Annotated in this window: 15 protein-coding genes and 1 pseudogene; 7 read left to right on the forward strand and 9 right to left on the reverse strand. The window is 72.4% G+C overall.

The window, feature by feature from the left end; genetic code table 11:
- Positions 1 to 90: 90 nt before the first annotated feature.
- Entirely contained in the window at positions 91 to 522 is a 432-nt protein-coding gene (locus DDQ41_RS00250) for a hypothetical protein (protein ID WP_109292616.1), read from the reverse strand.
- Between the two features lie 236 nt (positions 523 to 758).
- Positions 759 to 1,922 (reverse strand): NAD-dependent formate dehydrogenase, encoded by a 1,164-nt coding sequence (locus DDQ41_RS00255; RefSeq protein ID WP_109292617.1) that lies wholly within the window; start codon positions 1,920 to 1,922, stop codon positions 759 to 761.
- Positions 1,923 to 2,081: 159 nt separating this feature from the next.
- On the opposite strand from DDQ41_RS00255, the gene DDQ41_RS00260 reads away from it, so the two are divergent.
- From DDQ41_RS00260 to fmdA, 5 genes are all read left to right on the forward strand, one after another.
- Positions 2,082 to 2,546, forward strand: coding sequence for a fluoride efflux transporter FluC (locus DDQ41_RS00260; protein ID WP_245991397.1), 465 nt, complete (start codon positions 2,082 to 2,084; stop codon positions 2,544 to 2,546).
- The gene (gene crcB, locus DDQ41_RS00265; RefSeq protein WP_109292619.1) at positions 2,543 to 2,911 is read left to right on the forward strand and encodes a fluoride efflux transporter CrcB; all 369 of its coding nucleotides are present in this window, start codon (positions 2,543 to 2,545) and stop codon (positions 2,909 to 2,911) included. Before DDQ41_RS00260 ends, crcB begins: the two co-directional genes overlap by 4 nt.
- A 256-nt stretch (positions 2,912 to 3,167) precedes the next feature.
- On the forward strand, positions 3,168 to 3,446 hold the full coding sequence (locus tag DDQ41_RS00270; protein WP_109292620.1) for an FmdB family zinc ribbon protein: 279 nt from the start codon (positions 3,168 to 3,170) through the stop codon (positions 3,444 to 3,446).
- A gap of 81 nt (positions 3,447 to 3,527) precedes the next feature.
- Complete coding sequence (locus DDQ41_RS00275; RefSeq protein WP_109292621.1) at positions 3,528 to 4,151, forward strand: AmiS/UreI family transporter; 624 nt, start codon at positions 3,528 to 3,530, stop codon at positions 4,149 to 4,151.
- Positions 4,152 to 4,189: 38 nt separating this feature from the next.
- Positions 4,190 to 5,440 carry a formamidase gene (gene fmdA / locus DDQ41_RS00280; protein ID WP_109292622.1) on the forward strand — a complete coding sequence of 417 codons (1,251 nt, stop codon included), beginning with the start codon at positions 4,190 to 4,192 and terminating at the stop codon, positions 5,438 to 5,440.
- Positions 5,441 to 5,737: 297 nt separating this feature from the next.
- Here fmdA and DDQ41_RS00285 read toward each other — a convergent pair whose 3' ends face one another.
- A complete protein-coding gene (locus tag DDQ41_RS00285) occupies positions 5,738 to 6,799 on the reverse strand; it encodes an alpha/beta hydrolase family protein (RefSeq protein WP_245991396.1) in 1,062 nt (353 codons plus the stop codon).
- Positions 6,800 to 6,916: 117 nt separating this feature from the next.
- Here DDQ41_RS00285 and DDQ41_RS00290 point away from each other — a divergent pair, with 117 nt between their 5' ends.
- On the forward strand, positions 6,917 to 7,573 hold the full coding sequence (locus DDQ41_RS00290) for a GNAT family N-acetyltransferase (protein ID WP_109292624.1): 657 nt from the start codon (positions 6,917 to 6,919) through the stop codon (positions 7,571 to 7,573).
- On the forward strand, positions 7,570 to 8,469 hold the full coding sequence (locus tag DDQ41_RS00295; protein ID WP_109292625.1) for a PaaX family transcriptional regulator C-terminal domain-containing protein: 900 nt from the start codon (positions 7,570 to 7,572) through the stop codon (positions 8,467 to 8,469). Before DDQ41_RS00290 ends, DDQ41_RS00295 begins: the two co-directional genes overlap by 4 nt.
- Before the next feature lie 207 nt (positions 8,470 to 8,676).
- Here the strand turns inward: DDQ41_RS00295 and DDQ41_RS00300 are convergent.
- The 6 genes and pseudogenes from DDQ41_RS00300 to DDQ41_RS00325 form a co-directional block, all read right to left on the reverse strand.
- Positions 8,677 to 9,068, reverse strand: a pseudogene (locus DDQ41_RS00300) (RbsD/FucU domain-containing protein).
- Positions 9,065 to 9,967, reverse strand: a complete 903-nt coding sequence (locus DDQ41_RS00305; RefSeq protein WP_109292626.1) for a ribokinase — start codon at positions 9,965 to 9,967, stop codon at positions 9,065 to 9,067. The pseudogene DDQ41_RS00300 and the gene DDQ41_RS00305 overlap by 4 nt, the downstream one beginning before the upstream one ends.
- A gap of 173 nt (positions 9,968 to 10,140) precedes the next feature.
- Entirely contained in the window at positions 10,141 to 12,126 is a 1,986-nt protein-coding gene (locus DDQ41_RS00310) for an ABC transporter permease/substrate-binding protein (protein ID WP_109292627.1), read from the reverse strand.
- Positions 12,116 to 13,636, reverse strand: a complete 1,521-nt coding sequence (locus tag DDQ41_RS00315; RefSeq protein ID WP_109292628.1) for a sugar ABC transporter ATP-binding protein — start codon at positions 13,634 to 13,636, stop codon at positions 12,116 to 12,118. Before DDQ41_RS00315 ends, DDQ41_RS00310 begins: the two co-directional genes overlap by 11 nt.
- The gene (locus DDQ41_RS00320; protein ID WP_109292629.1) at positions 13,633 to 14,670 is read right to left on the reverse strand and encodes a LacI family DNA-binding transcriptional regulator; all 1,038 of its coding nucleotides are present in this window, start codon (positions 14,668 to 14,670) and stop codon (positions 13,633 to 13,635) included. The genes DDQ41_RS00315 and DDQ41_RS00320 overlap by 4 nt, the downstream gene beginning before the upstream one ends.
- Positions 14,671 to 15,353: 683 nt before the next feature.
- Positions 15,354 to 16,589 carry a cytochrome P450 gene (locus DDQ41_RS00325; RefSeq protein WP_109292630.1) on the reverse strand — a complete coding sequence of 412 codons (1,236 nt, stop codon included), beginning with the start codon at positions 16,587 to 16,589 and terminating at the stop codon, positions 15,354 to 15,356.
- Positions 16,590 to 16,939 lie beyond the last annotated feature (350 nt).

Below are 16,939 nucleotides of genomic sequence, written 5' to 3' on the forward strand. Positions count from 1 at the left end.
CGACCGCGCCGACCCGCGGCCTTCACCGCGGAGGCGACCCCGCCCCGCGTCCTCGCTCACGGCGACGGCCGGTCCGGGACCGTGAGCGGGTCAGAGCGGCCCGCCGACCTCACAGGCCCGGCACGGCGGCCGGCCGCAGATGCACTGCATGATCGCGTCGAGGACGTCCCGGTCGTGGTAGAGGCACTCGTCCTTGCAGGTGTGGCGCGGAATGAACCCCGCGGGGATCTCGCCGGGCCACGGCTCGTGGCCGTCCCGGCAGCGGGCGAACCGCTCGGGATCGCTGGAGTGCAGTTCGTGCATGCGCGAACGGGCCTGGTCCTCCAGCTCCCGCACCCGCTCCACCAGGGTCCTGAGTTCGGTGGCGAGTCCGGCGTAGTGGTCGGCGCCCGTCCTCACGTGTGCGGCGCGCAGTGCCATCGCCGCATTGCCGAGAAATCTGCCGGCATCCTGGAGATCGGTCACGTGATGCAGCTGAATGCCGTTCACGCCCCGTACCCACACGGCGTCCGTGCTGCTCACTGATCCACCTTCCCGGAGTTCCTTCGCCTTCTTTTCCTGCGAAACGGTATGCGCGGCGCCGGCGCCTGCGCACATAACGGAAAAACACGCTGTTCAAGGACGCTAAATCCCTTTCCCGCACCCGTCCAGTGAATTCGGCGTGAGTCCGCTCACAGCAGGAACAGGGAAATCGCGGCAGGCGTGCGGGGATACCCCGCGGAATCTGCCGCCGATTCTCCGTCCTCGGCTTTTGTTTCCTATCCGGTGACCGTGTAGGAGCGCGCACCGGTCCCGGCCAGACCCCCGCCGTCCACGATCAGGTACTCCGGGCGGATGGGGCGCCCGTCGAACCAGCACTCCAGGATCTCCCGGGTGCCGGCCGCGTAGCGCGCCTGCGCCGAGAGGGTCGAGCCGGACACGTGCGGCGTCATCGCCTCGTGCGGCATGGTGCGCCACGGGTGGTCGGGGGGCGGCGGCTGCGGGTACCACACGTCACCCGCGTAGCCGGCCAGCCGGCCGCTGTCCAGGGCCCGCACCACGGCGTCCCGGTCGACGATCAGCCCGCGTGCCGTGTTGACGATGTACGCGCCGCGCCGCATGGTCCCGAGCAGTTCGTCGTCGAACAGGTTCTGCGTCTTCGGGTGCAGGGGGGTGTGGATCGACAGCACGTCGACCGAGGAGGCCAGCGAGCGGGCGTCGGGGTGGTACGTCAGCCCCAGTTCGTCCTCGACCTCCTCGGGCAGCCGGTGCACATCGCTGTAGTGCAGCCTGACGTCGAACGGCTTGAGGCGGCGCAGCACCGCCTGCCCGATGCGGCCGGAGCCGAGGACGCCGACGTCCATGCCCTCGAGGTCGTAGTTGCGCGACACCGCGTCGGCGATGTTCCAGCCCTTCTTCGCGGTCACCCACTCGTGGGCGGACATGTAGTCGTGCACCAGGGTGAGAATCTGCATCACGGCGTGCTCGGACACACTGATGCTGTTGCTGTAGGTGACCTCCGCCACCGTCATGCCGTGCGAGATGGCGCTCGGCAGGTCGACGTGGTCCGACCCGATCCCCGCCGTGATCGCGAGTCTGAGCCGGGGAGCAGCGGCGATCCGCTCGGGGGTGAGATAGGCCGGCCAGAACGGCTGCGAGACCACCACGTCGGTGTCGGGCAGCTCGCGGTCGAGCGTGGAGTCACCGCCTTCCTTGTCGGAGGTGACGACGAAGGTGTGGCCGCGTTCCTCCAGGAAGCGGCGCAGTCCCAGTTCCCCGGAGACACAGCCGAGGAGCTGCCCCGGGGTGAAGTCGACGGCGTGCGGGGTCGGCGCGGTCTGACCGCCCGGGTAGCCGGTGATGGTGGGGATCCCGTCGCGGGCGTAGTCGGGTGGGTAACCGCCCACGGGATCCGGATAGAGCACCGCAAGGATCTTTGCCATGGCCGTCCTCCATCGGTGTGGCCACTGCCGGTGAACCGGTCGGGGCGCCCGAAACCGGTCTGCACCGATGATCTTGAATTTTAGTCGAGTGGACATCGGCGCTGCAATCCCGTGGATAATGAGGCGCGTGTGGCGGTGGACAGAGATGCGGACGTTTCGTTGACGACTGAACGCGAGCCGTTCCGGTCCCGCGTGCACGGGCGTGTCCTGGCTGCTGTCGCACTGGGCGGACTGCTGGGCGGTACGGCCCGCTACGGCCTCGCGCTGGCGTTTCCCACACCTGCGGGGTCGTTTCCGCTGACGACGTTCGCCGTCAACGTGTCCGGTGCGTTCCTGCTGGCGCTGCTGCTGGTGTACCTGGTGGAGGTCCGGCAGCGGGCCGGGTACGCACGGCCGTTCGCCGCGGTCGGGTTCCTCGGCTCGTACACCACGTACTCGACCTGGATGTTCGACACCGACCGCCTCCTGGGCGGCGGCGACCACACCCTCGCGCTGCTCAACGTGCTGGGCAGTCTGCTCGCCGGCCTGGCCGCCACCGTGCTGGGCCTGGCCGTCGGCCGGAGGGTGACCGCCCGGCCCGGCGGCCCCCACCGGTTCCGGAGCCGGTTCCGGAGGATGCCGTGATCACCCTGCTCGGCGTCGGGGCGGCGGCGGCTCTCGGGGCGGTCGCGCGCTATGTGCTCGACCAGTACGTGCAGTACCTCAGGCCCGGCGCGTTCCCGCGGGGTACCTGGCTGATCAACATCACGGGGTCGTTCGTCCTGGGGCTCGCGGTGGGCCTGGCGGCGCGGCACGGGCTGCCGGAGCAGGTCCTGACGATCGTCGGCGCGGGTTTCTGCGGCGCCTACACGACGTTCTCCACCTTCAGTTACGAGCTGGTCCGCCTGTGTGAGCGGGGCCGGGCGGGAACGTCGCTGCTGTACGGCGCGTCGAGCCTCGCGGCGGGCCTCGCGGCGGTCGTCGCCGGGTTCGCCGTCGGAACACTCTGAGACCGCATCCGGAATCGTCTCCGGATACGCACCCGGACTCGGGTCCGGATGTGCGGCCGGACTCGGGTCGGAATGTGCGCCGGACGGCCCGGAGGACGTCGCCCGTGGGGCGGAGCGGCCGGGACGTCCGGAACTTGACACCGGGTTTCGCGAGTCGTCTCCTTGAAGGTGAGGACACACCGTGGCAGACGCTGATCAGAGCGACAGCCACGCCCCATCTGGTTTGCCAGAGCCCACCGGCACCCGGAGGCCGCTGATGGCAACCTATGAATACCTGTGCGGCCGTTGCGGGCCCTTCGACGTCAGGCTGGCGATCGGGACCGCGCCCGCCGATCACGGCTGCCCCGTCTGCACGGGCCCCGCCCGACGTGTGTACTCCCCGCCCGGCCTCACGCTGACCCCGCACACCGTCGCCTCCCTCCACGAACGGGACGAACGCTCCCGCGAGGCGCCGGCAGTGGTGTCCGAAGTGCCGCCGGGCAAGGGCGTACCGCGGCGCCCGCACCCCGCGCTCCCGCGGTTGCCCCGTTCCTGAGGGCGGTGGTCGACACGGCAGAACCTCTCGGACCGGTCTCGGCAAATCCGTCCCCACGCGGCCTGAGGAGGTGCGTCCCCGGTGGGCAATGTGGGACTGCTCTTCGTCGGTGCGGTGCTCTTCATCAACGGCCTGCTGCTCCTCGGAAAGGTTGACGCCAAGGCAGGAGCGGTGTTCAACCTCTTCATCGGAGCACTGCAGGTACTGACGCCGACCTACCTCATCTTCACCGCCGGCGACGACCCCATGAGGATCCTGGCGGCGTCCGGCATCTACCTGTTCGGCTTCACCTACCTGTACGTAGGCATCGGCCTGCTCACCGGGCTCGACAGCTCCGGTGTCGGCTACTACTCGCTGTTCGTGGCCATCGCGGCCCTGGGATACGCGTTCGTCAACTTCCGGCTCTTCGAGGACCAGGCCTTCGGGGTCATCTGGCTCTACTGGGCCTTCCTGTGGTTCCTGTTCTTCCTGCTGCTCGGTCTCAAGAAGGACGCCCTCAGGGAGTACACGGGCTGGGTCACGGCCATCCAGGGCTGGGTCACCGGAGTGATCCCGGCCGGGCTGCTGCTCTCCGGCTACTGGAAGCACCCCACCGAGATCGCCATCGCCCTGGCGGTGTTCGGCGTCGTGGTGTTCGCGGCGCTGTGGCCGCTCACCCGGAGTTCGCGGCAGCCCGTCCCGGCGCCTCCCGGGCCGGGAACGTGAGCACGGCAACGTGACCTGATCGGAAATAAGGAGTCGTCATGCCCGAAGTGGTATTCAGTGTGGACCAGAGCAAGTCGATGCGCGACCAGGACGTGCCCGGACACAACAGGTGGCACCCGGACGTCCCCACCGTCGCCATGGTGAAGCCGGGAGCGGAGTTCCGCGTGGAGTGCCGCGACTGGACCGACTGCCAGGTCGGCAACAACGACTCCGCCAACGACGTACGCGACATCGACCTGACCATCCCCCATATGCTCAGCGGCCCGATAGGCGTGGAGGGCGCCGAGCCCGGCGACCTGCTCGTCGTCGACATCCTCGACCTCGGCCCCGTGCCGCAGCAGACCGGCGACATGGCGGGCCAGAGCTGGGGCTACACCGGCATCTTCGCCAAGGCCAACGGCGGCGGCTTCCTGACGGACTACTTCCCGGACGCCTACAAGGCGGTATGGGACTTCCACGGGCAGCAGGCCGTGTCCCGTCATCTGCCCGGGGTCCGTTTCACCGGGATCACCCACCCCGGGCTGTTCGGAACGGCGCCCTCGGCCGAGATGCTCGCCCGCTGGAACACCCGTGAGCAGGCGCTGATCGACACGGACCCGAACCGGGTCCCGCCGCTCGCCGTACCGCCGGACAGCACCAACGCCCTCGCCGGCACGGCGAGCGGTGACCTCGCCAAGCGGATCGGGGCGGAGGGCGCGCGCACGGTGCCGGCCCGCGAGAACGGAGGCAACCACGACATCAAGAACTTCACCCGCGGTTCACGGGTCTACTACCCCGTACACGTCAAGGACGCCAAACTCTCCGGCGGCGACCTGCACTTCAGTCAGGGCGACGGAGAGATCACGTTCTGCGGAGCCATCGAGATGGGCGGCTTCATCGACTTCCACGTCGACCTGATCAAGGGCGGCATGGAGACGTACGGCATCTCCACCAACCCCGTGTTCGTCCCGGGCAATGTCGAGCCAAGGTACACGGAGTTCCTCACCTTCATCGGGATCTCCGTCGACCACGACACCGACACGAACTTCTATCTGGACGCGACGCTCGCCTACCGGCGGGCCTGCCTCAACGCCGTCGAGTACCTGAAGAAGTTCGGCTACAGCGGAGAGCAGGCCTATCTGCTCATCGGTTCCGCTCCCATCGAGGGGCGCATCAGCGGCATCGTCGACATCCCCAACGCCTGCTGCTCGCTGTACGTCCCCACCGCCATATTCGACTTCGACGTCCGGCCCACCGCCGAAGGCCCGGCGAAGGCCGACCGCGGCACCTGCGCCATGAGCAGCGCCTGACCGGACCGGACGACCAGACGACCGGACGACCGGACGACCGGACGACCGGACGGCGACACGGTCCCGCAGCCGGAAGGACTGCGGGACCGTTCGGTGCGGGGCCCGGCCTGCCGGGCCCCCGTCACCGGCCGGGCACGGCGGGCCCGGCTCACGTGGCCGCCGCGCCCGCCGCGCCCGCCGCGCCCGCGGAGGAGTTCACGGGGTGGCGCGCACGGGACGGGATCCACGAGGTGGGATTCAAGGGGGGCATTCAGGAGGTGGAATTCACGAGTACGAGGCGGGGTTCACGGACGGGGCTCACGGTGTCCCCGGGCCGACGGGGCGCTGCGAGACGAACCGGGCCTGGTCCGCGAGGAACCCCTCGGTGTACAGCTTCCGGGGCCCGAAGACGGCGGCCAGTGTCAACCGCCACCGCGAGCGCTCCAGATCGCGGTCGACCAGGGAGTGGGTGGCGCCGGGATAGTGCGCGACGGTCAGGGACGCCGCCGGCAGCACCCCGCGGTAGACGGCCTCGGTCTCGGCGACGTCCACGTTGACGTCGTGGCCGGCGGTCACCAGCAGGACGGGGGTGCCGCGCATCGCCCTCAGGTCCGCGGTGGCGTCCGAGCGGTGGTTGCGGACGGCGAACCCCCACCGCGCGCGCGTCATGCGGCCCGGGCCGGCGATCGCTGCCCGGTACTCGGCGAAGGACGCCCCCCGCTCCAGCAGGCGCAGGGTGGCCTCCCGGCGGCGCAGTGCCGCGTCCCTCCGCTCGGCTCCCGCGCCGTCCCGGCGCAGCTCGGCGAGGAGGTTGTAGCGGCCCTGGCGCTTCCAGTTGACGGCCGGGGAGACGGCGATGACGAACTGCAGCCGCCGGTCCTCCGCGGCGGCCGCGGGCAGGACCCAGCCGGCCTGGCTCGCGCCCCACAGCCCGACGCGGCGGCCGTCGATGTCGGGCCGGTCACGGGCCCATCGCACGGCGGCGAGCGCCTCGTCGGCCCGGTCCGCCATGCTCTGGTCCAGCCAGTCGCCCTCCGAGCCGGCGACGCCGGGCTTGCTGAACGACAGCGAGGCGTAACCGGCTCGGGCGAAGGACTCCCACATCGGCCGGTAGAACGTCTCGTGCGTCGCGTCCGTGGGCCCGTCGCCGTGGACGAAGACGACCAGGCCGAACGGCCCCTCCCCTCGTTCGGGCCGGGCCAGCACCCCGTCGAGCAGCCTGCCCCGGTGCCGCAGGGACACCTTCTCCTCGCGCAGCGCGTAGGTGTGCTGCCACGCCACCACTCCCCCGAGCCCCGCGGCCGCCAGCAGCGCGCCCACCAGCGCCCAGACCACCGGGCGCCGTGTGCGCCGCTTCGGCACTCCCCGCGTACGGAACACACCGGCCTCCGAAAAGTTCGCATCCCGAAAAAGTTCACTTCCAAAACGGTCGTACTGATGATGAACGTATTACCATCGAGCGCACAAGAGGGTTCGGTGGACGGACGAGGAGGCGGCATGGAGACGGCGGCGGACGGGGCCCGGGAATCCGAGGGCGGCGGCCCGGTGGTACGCAGAGGCGTCCCCGAGGGCAGCGCAGCCCGGGTGGCGGCGCTGTACTGGGAGGCGTTCGGCCGGAAGCTCGGCCCGGCGCTCAACCCACCGGACACGGGGCGGGCGTTCATCGCGGCCCATCTGCACCACGACCGGGGTGTCGTCGCGCTGTCCGGCGGCCGGGTGGTGGGGGTGGCCGGCTACCGGCTGGGCCGCCGCGCCCTCACCGGCGGCGGTGTGCGGGAGGTCCTGTCCGCCTACGGCATGCTCCGCGGCCTGCCGCGACTGGCGGTCCTGGCCCTGCTCGAACGCACTCCCGACGCGGGGGAACTGGTCATGGACGGCATCGCCGTCGACGCGGCACACCGCGGCAAGGGCACCGGCGGCCTCCTCCTTCGCGAGATCGCCGCCGTCGCCGCCGAGAACCGCTGCCACCGCGTCCGCCTGGACGTCATCGACACCAACCCCCGCGCCAGGGCGCTGTACGAGCGGCACGGATTCACCGCCCACCGCACCGAGCAGACCCCGTACCTGCGCGGGCTGATGGGCTTCGGCGCGGTCACGACCATGCACCGCCCGGTCACCGCAGCGGACGTGACGAGCCGGCGGAAGACACCGTGAGGAGCGGCCCCGCCCGCACCGAGGGCGGCGCGGACAGGCCGGGCATCCCGACCCGGCTGGTCGTGCAGGCACTGGTCCGCGAGGACGGCACCGTGGACGCGGGCGACTTGTACGCCGTCGCCGGCCTGCTCGGCATGAGCGGCCAGCAGATCAGGCTCTGCGTCAGACGCCTGGTCGACGAAGGCCGGTTCACCCAGGAGGGCCGGGGCCGCAAGGCGACCCTGCACGCCGTGGCCGATGCCACCGGATCCCTGGCACCCGACGCCGCCTTCGTGCGCCACGCGTACCGTCAGGACGCCGGACTGGCACCCTGGGACGGCACCTGGCACCTCTTCGCCTTCGCCGTTCCCGAGTCCCGGCGGACCGCCCGCGACACCCTGCGCGAGCACCTCCTCCGGCTCGGGGCCGCATCCGTCCACAGCGGTCTGTACGTCACCGCCAACCCCGTCGCCGAACTCGTCGAAGCCCGGGCGGAGCAGCTCGGCGTCCTCGCCACGCTGACCCGCCTCACCACCACCGACCTGCGGATCGGCGAGCTGACCGACCCCCGTGCACTGGCCGCCGCGCTGTGGCCGCTCGGCGAGATCGCCCGCCGGCACGAAGAGCTCGCCGCCTTCGCCCGCGCCGGCCTGGCCCGCCTCGACGACGGCCCCGAGCCGTCGGACGCCGAGCGCCTCACCGCGGCCGTCGAACTCGCCGCCCGATTCACCGCGGCGATGGAGCCCGACCCGCTCCTGCCGCCGCAGCTCCTGCCCGAGCCCTGGCCCGGGACGGGCGCCCGCCGCCTGGCCGCGGACTGCTGGGCGCGACTGCGCGGAACGCCGCGGGCGGACGGCACCCCCGCCCTCCGCCTGTTCGCGCTCTACGCCGACGCGTTGCGCCCGGCCGGGAGCTGACCGCACCCGCACCCACCCAGGGAAGGCGGCCGCACCCGCCCGCACCCCCGGATCCGGCGGGCCGGCGGGACGGCGGGCCGGCGCAGCCGTCGACCTCCCCGCCCGCGGAGCCCCGCCGGCCGGCGTCCTCGGGCGTCCGGGCCGACGGGGCGGCGGGATCGGCCGCGCCCCTGCCCGAAGGTACGGGCCTCAGAAAAGGCACGGGCCTCAGAAGAAGACCCCGCGGCGCGGCAGCACGTTCGCGTACGGCGGCGCCTCCCCGGTGCCCACGACGAGCCGGGCGGCGCCTCCCGGGAGCCTCTTCAGCCGCTCGCGCGGTACGAGACGGAGCGCGGGGAGGCGACCCCCAGCAGCGCGGCCGCCGCAGGGTCGGCCCGCCGGGTCTCCTTCGCCGCGGTCGCGCCCTCCGCGACCAGTTCGGCCGGCAGCCCGTCGAGCGAATCGGCGAACGACGGCACCCCGGCCCGGAAGGCAGGGTCGACGACGCGGGGCCCGCCCGGGACCGGCATCCCGGCGTCACACACCAGCGCGGGGTCACCCTGCCCCGGCTCCGCCAGTGCCCCGGCGAGACGGCGGTTGAGGATCCCGGCGCTCCTCACAGCGCGGCGACTTCCTCCGGGGTCGGGTACGCCTCCTGCGCCCCCGCCTTCGTCACCGCCGCGGCCCCGACCCTCGACGCGTACGCCGCCGCGTCCGCAAGCGCGTCGCCCTGCCCCAGCCGCCAGGCCAGCGCCGCGGTGAAGGCGTCGCCCGCGCCGGTGGTGTCGACGGCGTCCACCAGCACAGCGGGCACCAGGGCCACGCCCTGCGCCGACGCCACCAGTGCCCCCTGCGCACCGAGCGTCACCACCACCGAACGCGGGCCGCGGGCGAGCAGGATCCGCGCCCAGTCCGCGGGCCCGTCGCCGAGCGGTGCGTCGCCGAGGATCGCCCTCGCCTCGTGCTCGTTCACGATCAGCGGGTCGCAGGCCGCGAGCACCTCCGGCGGCAGGGGACGGGGCGGCGACGGGTTCAGTACGAAGCGGGTGCCCGGCGCCAGGTTCCTCACCGCCTCCACGACCGTCTCGAGCGGAATCTCCAGCTGCGCCGACACCACCCGGGAGGCGTGGAAGAGGCTTCCCGCCGCCCGGACGTCCCCGGGGGTGAGCTTCCCGTTCGCGCCGGGCGACACCACGATGCTGTTGTCGCCGGACGGGTCCACGGTGATCAGCGCGACGCCGGTCGGCGCGCCGCCGACCAGCACGCCCACCGTGTCGACGCCGGCCGCCCGCTGCGCGTCGAGCAGCAGACGTCCGTGCGCGTCGTCGCCGACCCGGGCCAGCAGCGCCGTGCGGGCTCCCAGCCGGGCGGCCGCGACGGCCTGGTTGGCGCCCTTGCCGCCCGGATGGACGGCCAGGTCGGAGCCGAGCACCGTCTCCCCGGGGCCCGGCCGCCGATCGACCCCGATCACCAGGTCGGCGTTGGCCGATCCGATGACCAGGAGGTCGTAGTCGTACATGAATGGTCTCCCCTGATACCCCGTCTACGGCAGGTGGCCGGAGCCGAGGCACCGGCCACCTGATGTCAGGTGACAGTATTCGTCAGATGTCATCTGTCAGATGTCAGTCGTCACCTGTCAGTCGTCACCTGTCGGACGTCGCCTGTCGGACGTCATTCGTCACCTCTCGGACGTCAGCCGCCGAAACCGGCCACGTTCTCCCCGGTGACCACCTTGACCGGTACCTTCACCGTCGCACTCACCTTCTCGCCCGCGGCGGCCCGCAGGGCGTTGCCCACGGCGATCCGGCCGAGTTCCCTCGGCTGCTGGGCCACCGACGCGTACAGTGTCCCGTCCTCGACCGCCTTCAGCCCGTCCGGAGTGCCGTCGAAGCCGACCACCTGGACCGACGTACCGGCCTTCGAGCCCAGTGCCCTGGCCGCGCCGAGCGCCATCTCGTCGTTCTCCGCGAAGACGCCGTCGATGTCGGGGTGCGCCTGGAGGAGGTTCGTCATCACGTCGAGGCCCTTGGTGCGGTCGAAGTCGGCGGGTTGCCGGGCGACCACCCTGATTCCCGGGTAGGCCTTCAGTCCCTCGGCGAAGCCCGCGCCGCGCTCCCGGCTGGCGGAGGTGCCGGCCTGGCCCTGCAGGATGACGATCGTGCCCTCGCCGCCGAGCTTCTCGGCGAGTGCCCGGGCGCCCAGCCTGCCGCCCTCGACGTTGTCGGAGGAGACCAGTGCCGCCGTCTTCGCGTTGCTGACGCCCCGGTCGACGCCGACGACGGGTATGCCTGCCCGGTTGGCGGCCTGGACCGCCGGGCCGGCCGCGTCCGAGTCCACCGGGTTGACGACGATCGACGCCAGTCCCCCGCTGGTGAAGTTCTGGAGCTGGTTGGCCTGCTGCGATGCGTCGTTCTGCGCGTCGGTGACGGTGAGGTCGACTCCGAGCCTCTTCGCCTCGGCCTCCGCGCCCGCCCTGATCTGCACGAAGAAGGGGTTGTTGAGCGTGGACAGCGACAGCCCGATCCGCTGCTGTGCGGCCGTCTGCGGGCCGCCGTGCAGCAGCGAGGTGGCCCCCACGACCGCGGTGGCGACCACGGCGGCGAGGAGGTAGGTGGCCGCCTGCCTGCCCCTGCCCCTGCCCCTGCCGGGGCCGCCGCCGGCACCGGCACCGGCACCGGCGACCACCGGAGTCGCCCCCGCCTTGCGCCGCGCGGTGTCGAGCAGCACGGCCAGCGCGATCACCACACCGATGACCACCTGCTGCCAGAAGGCGGACACGGACAGGAGGTTGAGGCCGTTGCGGAGCACCGCGAGTATCAGCGCACCGATCAGTGTCCCGGACGCCTTGCCGGTACCGCCCGCGAGCGAGGCACCGCCGATGACGACGGCCGCGATGGCGTCGAGTTCGTAGCCCTGGGCGGCCTGCGGTTGCGCGGATGACAGCCGGGAGGCGAGCACGATGCCCGCGGCGGCGGCGAACAGCCCGGACAGGGCGTAGACGGCGATCTTCTGCTTGCCGACCCGCAGCCCCGAGAGCCGGGCCGCCTCCTCGTTGCCGCCGATCGCGTACATGGACCGCCCGAGGTAGGTGCGTCTCAGTACGAACGCCGTGATCAGCCCCAGGGCGACCATCACCAGGACGGGTACCGGCAGCCAGCCGCCGATGGTGTCGCCGAGGCGTGAGACCGGTTCCGGGAAGGCGATGGGCGAGCCCTGGGAGATGACGAGGGAGAGCCCGCGCGCCACGGACAGCATGGCGAGTGTCGCGATGAACGGCGGGAGTCTGCCGTACGAGACGAGGAGGCCGTTGACCAGGCCGCAGGCCGTTCCGGTGGCCACGGCCAGGACCACCGCCAGGGCGACCGGTACGCCCTCGCTGGTGGCGCTCCAGGCGAGGACGGTGGCGGACAGGGCGGCGACCGAGCCGACCGACAGGTCGATGCCCGCCGAGACGATGACGAAGGTGACGCCGAAGGCGAGGATCGCGGTGACGGCCGCCTGGACGCCGATGTTGAGCAGGTTGTCCGCTGTCAGGAAGTCGCCGGACAGTGCCGACAGCGCGACGACGAGGACGATGAGCGCGGTGAGCGCCCCGTTGTCGAGCAGCAGCCGGCGCAGCCCGCCGGGGCCGGCGGAGCCGCCCGTGCCCGCGGGGCTCTTGAGGGTGTCAGTGGCCACGGGAGGCCTCCGTTCCGGTAGTGGGGTTGCTGACGGCGAGCGCCATCACGGCGTCCTGGGTCGCTTCGCCTGCGGGGAGTTCGCCGGCGATCCGCCCGTGCGCCATCACCAGCACCCGGTCGCTCATGCCGAGCACCTCGGGCAGGTCGCTGGAGATCATCAGGACGGCGGCGCCGGCTGCCGTCAGCTCGTTGACGAGCTGGTAGATCTCGACCTTGGCTCCGACGTCGATGCCGCGCGTCGGCTCGTCGAGGATCAGCACCCTGGTGTCGGCGAGCAGCCACTTGCCGATGACGATCTTCTGCTGGTTGCCGCCGGACAGGGTGCGCGCCTGCTGGCCGGGGCCGGCCATCCGTATGCCGAGCCGGTCCGCGATCCGCGCGGCGGCCTCGCGCTGACCGCCGAGGTCGACGAGCCCGGCGCGGGTGGCCCGCCGCAGGGTGACGAGCCCGAGGTTCTCCTCCACGGAGGCGTCGAGGAGGAGCCCCTGGCCTTTTCGGTCCTCGGGTACCAGGCCGATCCCGGCGGCCATGGCGGCGCCGACGTCGTGGCGTCTGACCGCCGTGCCGCCCGCCTTCACGGTGCCTTCGTCGTAGGGGTCGGCGCCGAAGACGGCCCGTACGACCTCCGTACGGCCGGCCCCGACGAGTCCGGCGATGCCCACGACCTCGCCGGCCCGCACCTCGAAGCTCACGTCGTGGAAGGCGCCGTCCCGGGTGAGTCCCTCGACGGTCAGCAGGGCGGCTCCGGCTTCGGCCGGCTGCCGCGGGTACTGCTGCTCGATCGGCCGTCCCACCATGAGGCGGACGAGTTCGTCCTGGCCGGTGGAGGCGGGGACCTGCCCGGCGGTCCTCCCGTCGCGGATGACGGTCACCCGGTCCCCGAGGGCGGCGATCTCCTCCAGGTGGTGCGTGATGAACACGACTCCGACCCCGTCGGCCCGCAGCTGCCGCACGATGGCGAACAGTCTGTCGGTCTCCTCGGTGGTCAGCACGGCGGTCGGCTCGTCCATGACGAGCACGCGCGCGTCGAGGCTGAGTGCCTTGGCGATCTCGACCATCTGCCGCCGGGCGATGCCGAGTTCGCGCACCAGGGCGCTTGGGGACACGTTCACGCCCACGCGGGCGAGCAGTTCCCCGGCGTCGGCCTCCATCCGCTTGCGGTCGACCATCCCGAAGCGCCGGGGCTGGCGTCCGAGGAAGATGTTCTCGGCGACGGACAGATCGGGTACGAGTACGAACTCCTGGTAGATGGTGGCGATTCCGAGGCGTTCGGAGTCCTGGGCTCCCCTGATGCGCACCTCCTCGCCGGCGACCAGGATCCGCCCGGCGTCGGGTGTGGCGGCACCGGAGAGCATTTTGATGAGGGTGCTCTTGCCGGCCCCGTTCTCGCCGAGCAGTACGTGCACCTCGCCGCGGCGGAGATCGAAGTCGACGCCGTCGAGCGCGACCACGCCGGGGTAGGTCTTGCGGATGCCCTCGACACGCAGCAGCTCGTCGGGGTCGCTCACGGCTTGCTCCTTCGTACGGGGGGCGGGGAGGGTGAGGTCGAGGAGGGTTCGCCGCACGAGCGGCGGATGACGAGGCGGGCGGGCAGGGTGAGTGACTCGCCGGGCCGGCCCTCGATCCGGGCGATCAGCGCGCGCACGGCTGCGCGCCCCAGGTCGCCGGTGGGTTGGGCGATGGCGGTGACCGGCGGGTCGGTGTGCACGAACCACGGGACGTCGTCGAAGGCGGCGAGCGCGATGTCGCCGGGGACGCGCATGCCCCGGGCGCGCAGGGCGTCCAGCGCTCCGAGGGCCATCAGGTTGTCGGCCGCGAAGACGACCTCGGGGGGGTCGGGCAGGTCGAGGAAGCGCTCGGTGACCCGGCGGCCGCTCCGCGCCTGGAAGTCGCCCTGGCCGACGTAGGCGTCGGGGAGGTCGAGGCCGTGCGCGCGGAGTGCCTCCCTGAAGACGTCCACGCGCTCCCGGCCGGTGGTGGTCGCGGCGGGTCCTGCGATGATCGCGAGGCGCCGGTGCCCGAGGCGGTGCAGGTGCTCGACCAGGTCCCGTACGGCGGCCCGCCCGTCGGAGCGGACCACGGGCACGTCCACGCCCGGGATCCACCGGTCGACGAACACCATCGGGGTCCCCGCGTGTGCGGCGTCGAGCATCAGCGGCGAGCCGCCGTCGGTGGGGGAGACGAGGAGGCCGTCGATGCGGCGGTCCAGCAGGTTCCTTATGTGGTGGTCCTGGAGGTCGGGCCGTTCGTCGGCGTTCCCGATGATGACGCTGTAGCCGAGCGCTCGGGCCTCCTCCTCGACGGAGCGGGCCAGCTCGGTGAAGTAGGGGTTGAGCACGTCGCTGATGACCAGGCCGAGGGTGTGGGTCTGGTCGGTGCGCAGGGAGCGGGCGACGGCGTTGGGGCGGTAGCCGAGCGTCGCGACGGCGGCCAGTACGCGGGTGCGGGCGTCGGCGCTGACCGACGGATGGTCGTTCAGGACGCGCGAGACCGTGGCGGCGGAGACTCCCGCCTCGGCGGCGACGTCCTTGATGCTCGCCATCGCTGGTCCACCTCCTCGGGGAACACATCGTGGAATCGATTACACAAAGGGGCGCAGGAAGGATTGGAATCGATTACACGCGTGGCCCGCAAGGGGTGGGCTGACTGGTGAGATCCGATCGTGACCTCGGGGCGGGTTCCCGGGTCGGGTCCGGCCCGTGTCCGGCCCGTGTCCGCCACGCCGGGAAGCGCGGCCCGCCGCCGCGGTCCCCCGTACGGTTCCCGCGGGCGGGGTCACCGCGGGAACCGTACGGGGGCGGGTGTCCCTCGCCCGGTGGACGTACGGCCGGGGTCATGCGCCCGCCGGACGTACCCCCGGGGACAAGCGCCCGGTGGACGTACCGCCGGGGTCATGCGCCCGGTGGACGGCCCCGCCTCCCATGTCGATCGGAACCGAACACGGGAGGCGGGCCGTGGAGCGGGAGGGGCGGGCCGCAGCGGGCCGGGGGGCGGGCCCGGGGAGCGGGTCCGGGGACGGGTCCGGGGAGCGGGTCCGGGGAGCGGGTCCGGGGGTCCGTGGGTGGGCCCGGGGAGCGGGTCCGGGGACGGGTCGGACGGGTCCGTGGGTGGGCCCGGGGAGCGGGTCCGGGGACGGGTCGGACGGGTCCGTGGGTGGGCCCGGGGAGCGGGTCCGGGGACGGGTCGGACGGGTCCGTGGGTGGGCCCGGGGAGCGGGTCCGGGGGTCAGGGCCGGATGTCGTCGCAGCCGATGTACAGGTGCCGGGGGCCGCGCAGGACCGCGTTGCGGCGGTAGGGCGGGGGGTCCTCCAGCAGCCGGGGACCGTGCAGCCTGCGCGCCAGATGGCTCAGGGCGAGCTCCGTCTCCTGCCGGGCGAGCGGGGCGCCGAAGCAGATGTGGATTCCGCTGCCGAACCCCAGGTGCTCGATGTCCTCGCGGTCGGGGTCGAACCGCTCGGGGTCGGCGAAGCGCAGCGGGTCCCGGTTGCCGGATCCGGGCACCAGCCAGAGGGCGGCTCCGCTGGGGATGGTGGCGCCGGCGATGTCGATGTCCGCGACGGCGGTCCGGTTGGGGATGAGCTGCACCGGCGGCTCGTAGCGGAGCAGTTCCTCCACGATGCGCGGGGCGGTCCGGGGGTCGTCGCCGAGCCGCTTGAGGACCTCGGGATTGCGCAGCAGGGTGAGCATCCCGTTGGTGATCAGGTTGACGGTGGTCTCGTGGCCGGCGATCAGCAGCAGGGCCGCTGTGGTGATGGCCTCGATCGTCGACAGCTCACCGTTCTCCCCTGTGCCGGCTGCCAGCTCGGAGAGCATGTCGTCACCCGGGTGGGCGCGGCGCTTCTCGATGAGTTCGGCGAGGTATCCGCCGAGTTGCAGCTGGGCGTCGCGGGTGCGCCGGTTGCGCTCGGTCGGGTCCTCCCCGGGCATGGGGTCCAGGCTGGCGGCGAGGGTGTCCGCCCAGGTGTGGAAGCGCGGTTCGTCCTCGCGGGGGACGCCCAGCAGGCGGCAGATCGCGGTCACGGGGAAGGGGTACGAGAACTGCTCGACGAGGTCGATCCGGCCGGAGTCCTCGATGCCGTCGATGAGGCCGGAGACGACCGCTTCGAGTTCGTCGCGCATCCCCAGGACGCGGCGGGGCGAATGGGGCGGCCCGAACGAGCGGTTGGTGACCGTGCGCAGCCTGTCGTGCTCCGGGGGGTCCAGGCGGAGGAAGGGCGGCGGCAGGGCCGAGCCCTCGTCCCCGTCCTGGGTGAGGCCGTAGATGTCCTGCACGGTGCGCTTGCGCCGGTCGGAGCTGACCCGGGGGTCGTGGAGGAGGCTGAGGATCTCCCAGTAGGTGCTGACGACATAGGTGCCGTGACCGTCGTGGAGCACGGGCGTCTCGCGGAGCTCGGCGTACAGGGGGTAGGGGTCCGCGCGGTTGTCGTAGTCGAGGATCTGCCGGATCAGGGGTTGGGTCATGGCGTTTCCTTGGGGGGTCCCTTGTGGCCGGTGCCGGGCGCCGGGCCCTTCCGTCCACCGTACGGAGGGGCCGGTAAGGCGGTCGTAACGGTTCGCGGCCGCGGGGTGTGCGGTGTACCCGCCTGGTGGCTCGCGGCCCGGGGTGCCCCGCGGGCGCCGTGGCTGCTCTGCCGGTTCCGGCTGCTGGCCCGGGGGGCCGCGGTCCGCCCGGCGCGGCGGGGCGGCCGGCCCCCACCCGTGCCGGGCGGTGTTCGACGAGGAGAGCCGGGACGGCCGTCCGCCGGTTCCCTCACCAGCATGGCGCCCCGTGGCCGACTGTGCGAACCGGCACGAGGTGGAACCGGTCGCGG

The sequence above is a fragment of the Streptomyces spongiicola genome (genome assembly GCF_003122365.1).
GTDB lineage: Bacteria > Actinomycetota > Actinomycetes > Streptomycetales > Streptomycetaceae > Streptomyces > Streptomyces spongiicola.

Coding starts and splice junctions, on each gene's coding strand:
- DDQ41_RS00255 (WP_109292617.1), bottom strand. CDS start 1,922: ATGGCAAAGATCCTTGCGGTGCTCTATCCGGATCCCGTGGGCGGTTAC.
- DDQ41_RS00270 (WP_109292620.1), top strand. CDS start 3,168: ATGGCAACCTATGAATACCTGTGCGGCCGTTGCGGGCCCTTCGACGTC.
- fmdA (WP_109292622.1), top strand. CDS start 4,190: ATGCCCGAAGTGGTATTCAGTGTGGACCAGAGCAAGTCGATGCGCGAC.
- DDQ41_RS00290 (WP_109292624.1), top strand. CDS start 6,917: ATGGAGACGGCGGCGGACGGGGCCCGGGAATCCGAGGGCGGCGGCCCG.
- DDQ41_RS00305 (WP_109292626.1), bottom strand. CDS start 9,967: ATGTACGACTACGACCTCCTGGTCATCGGATCGGCCAACGCCGACCTG.
- DDQ41_RS00320 (WP_109292629.1), bottom strand. CDS start 14,670: ATGGCGAGCATCAAGGACGTCGCCGCCGAGGCGGGAGTCTCCGCCGCC.
- DDQ41_RS00325 (WP_109292630.1), bottom strand. CDS start 16,589: ATGACCCAACCCCTGATCCGGCAGATCCTCGACTACGACAACCGCGCG.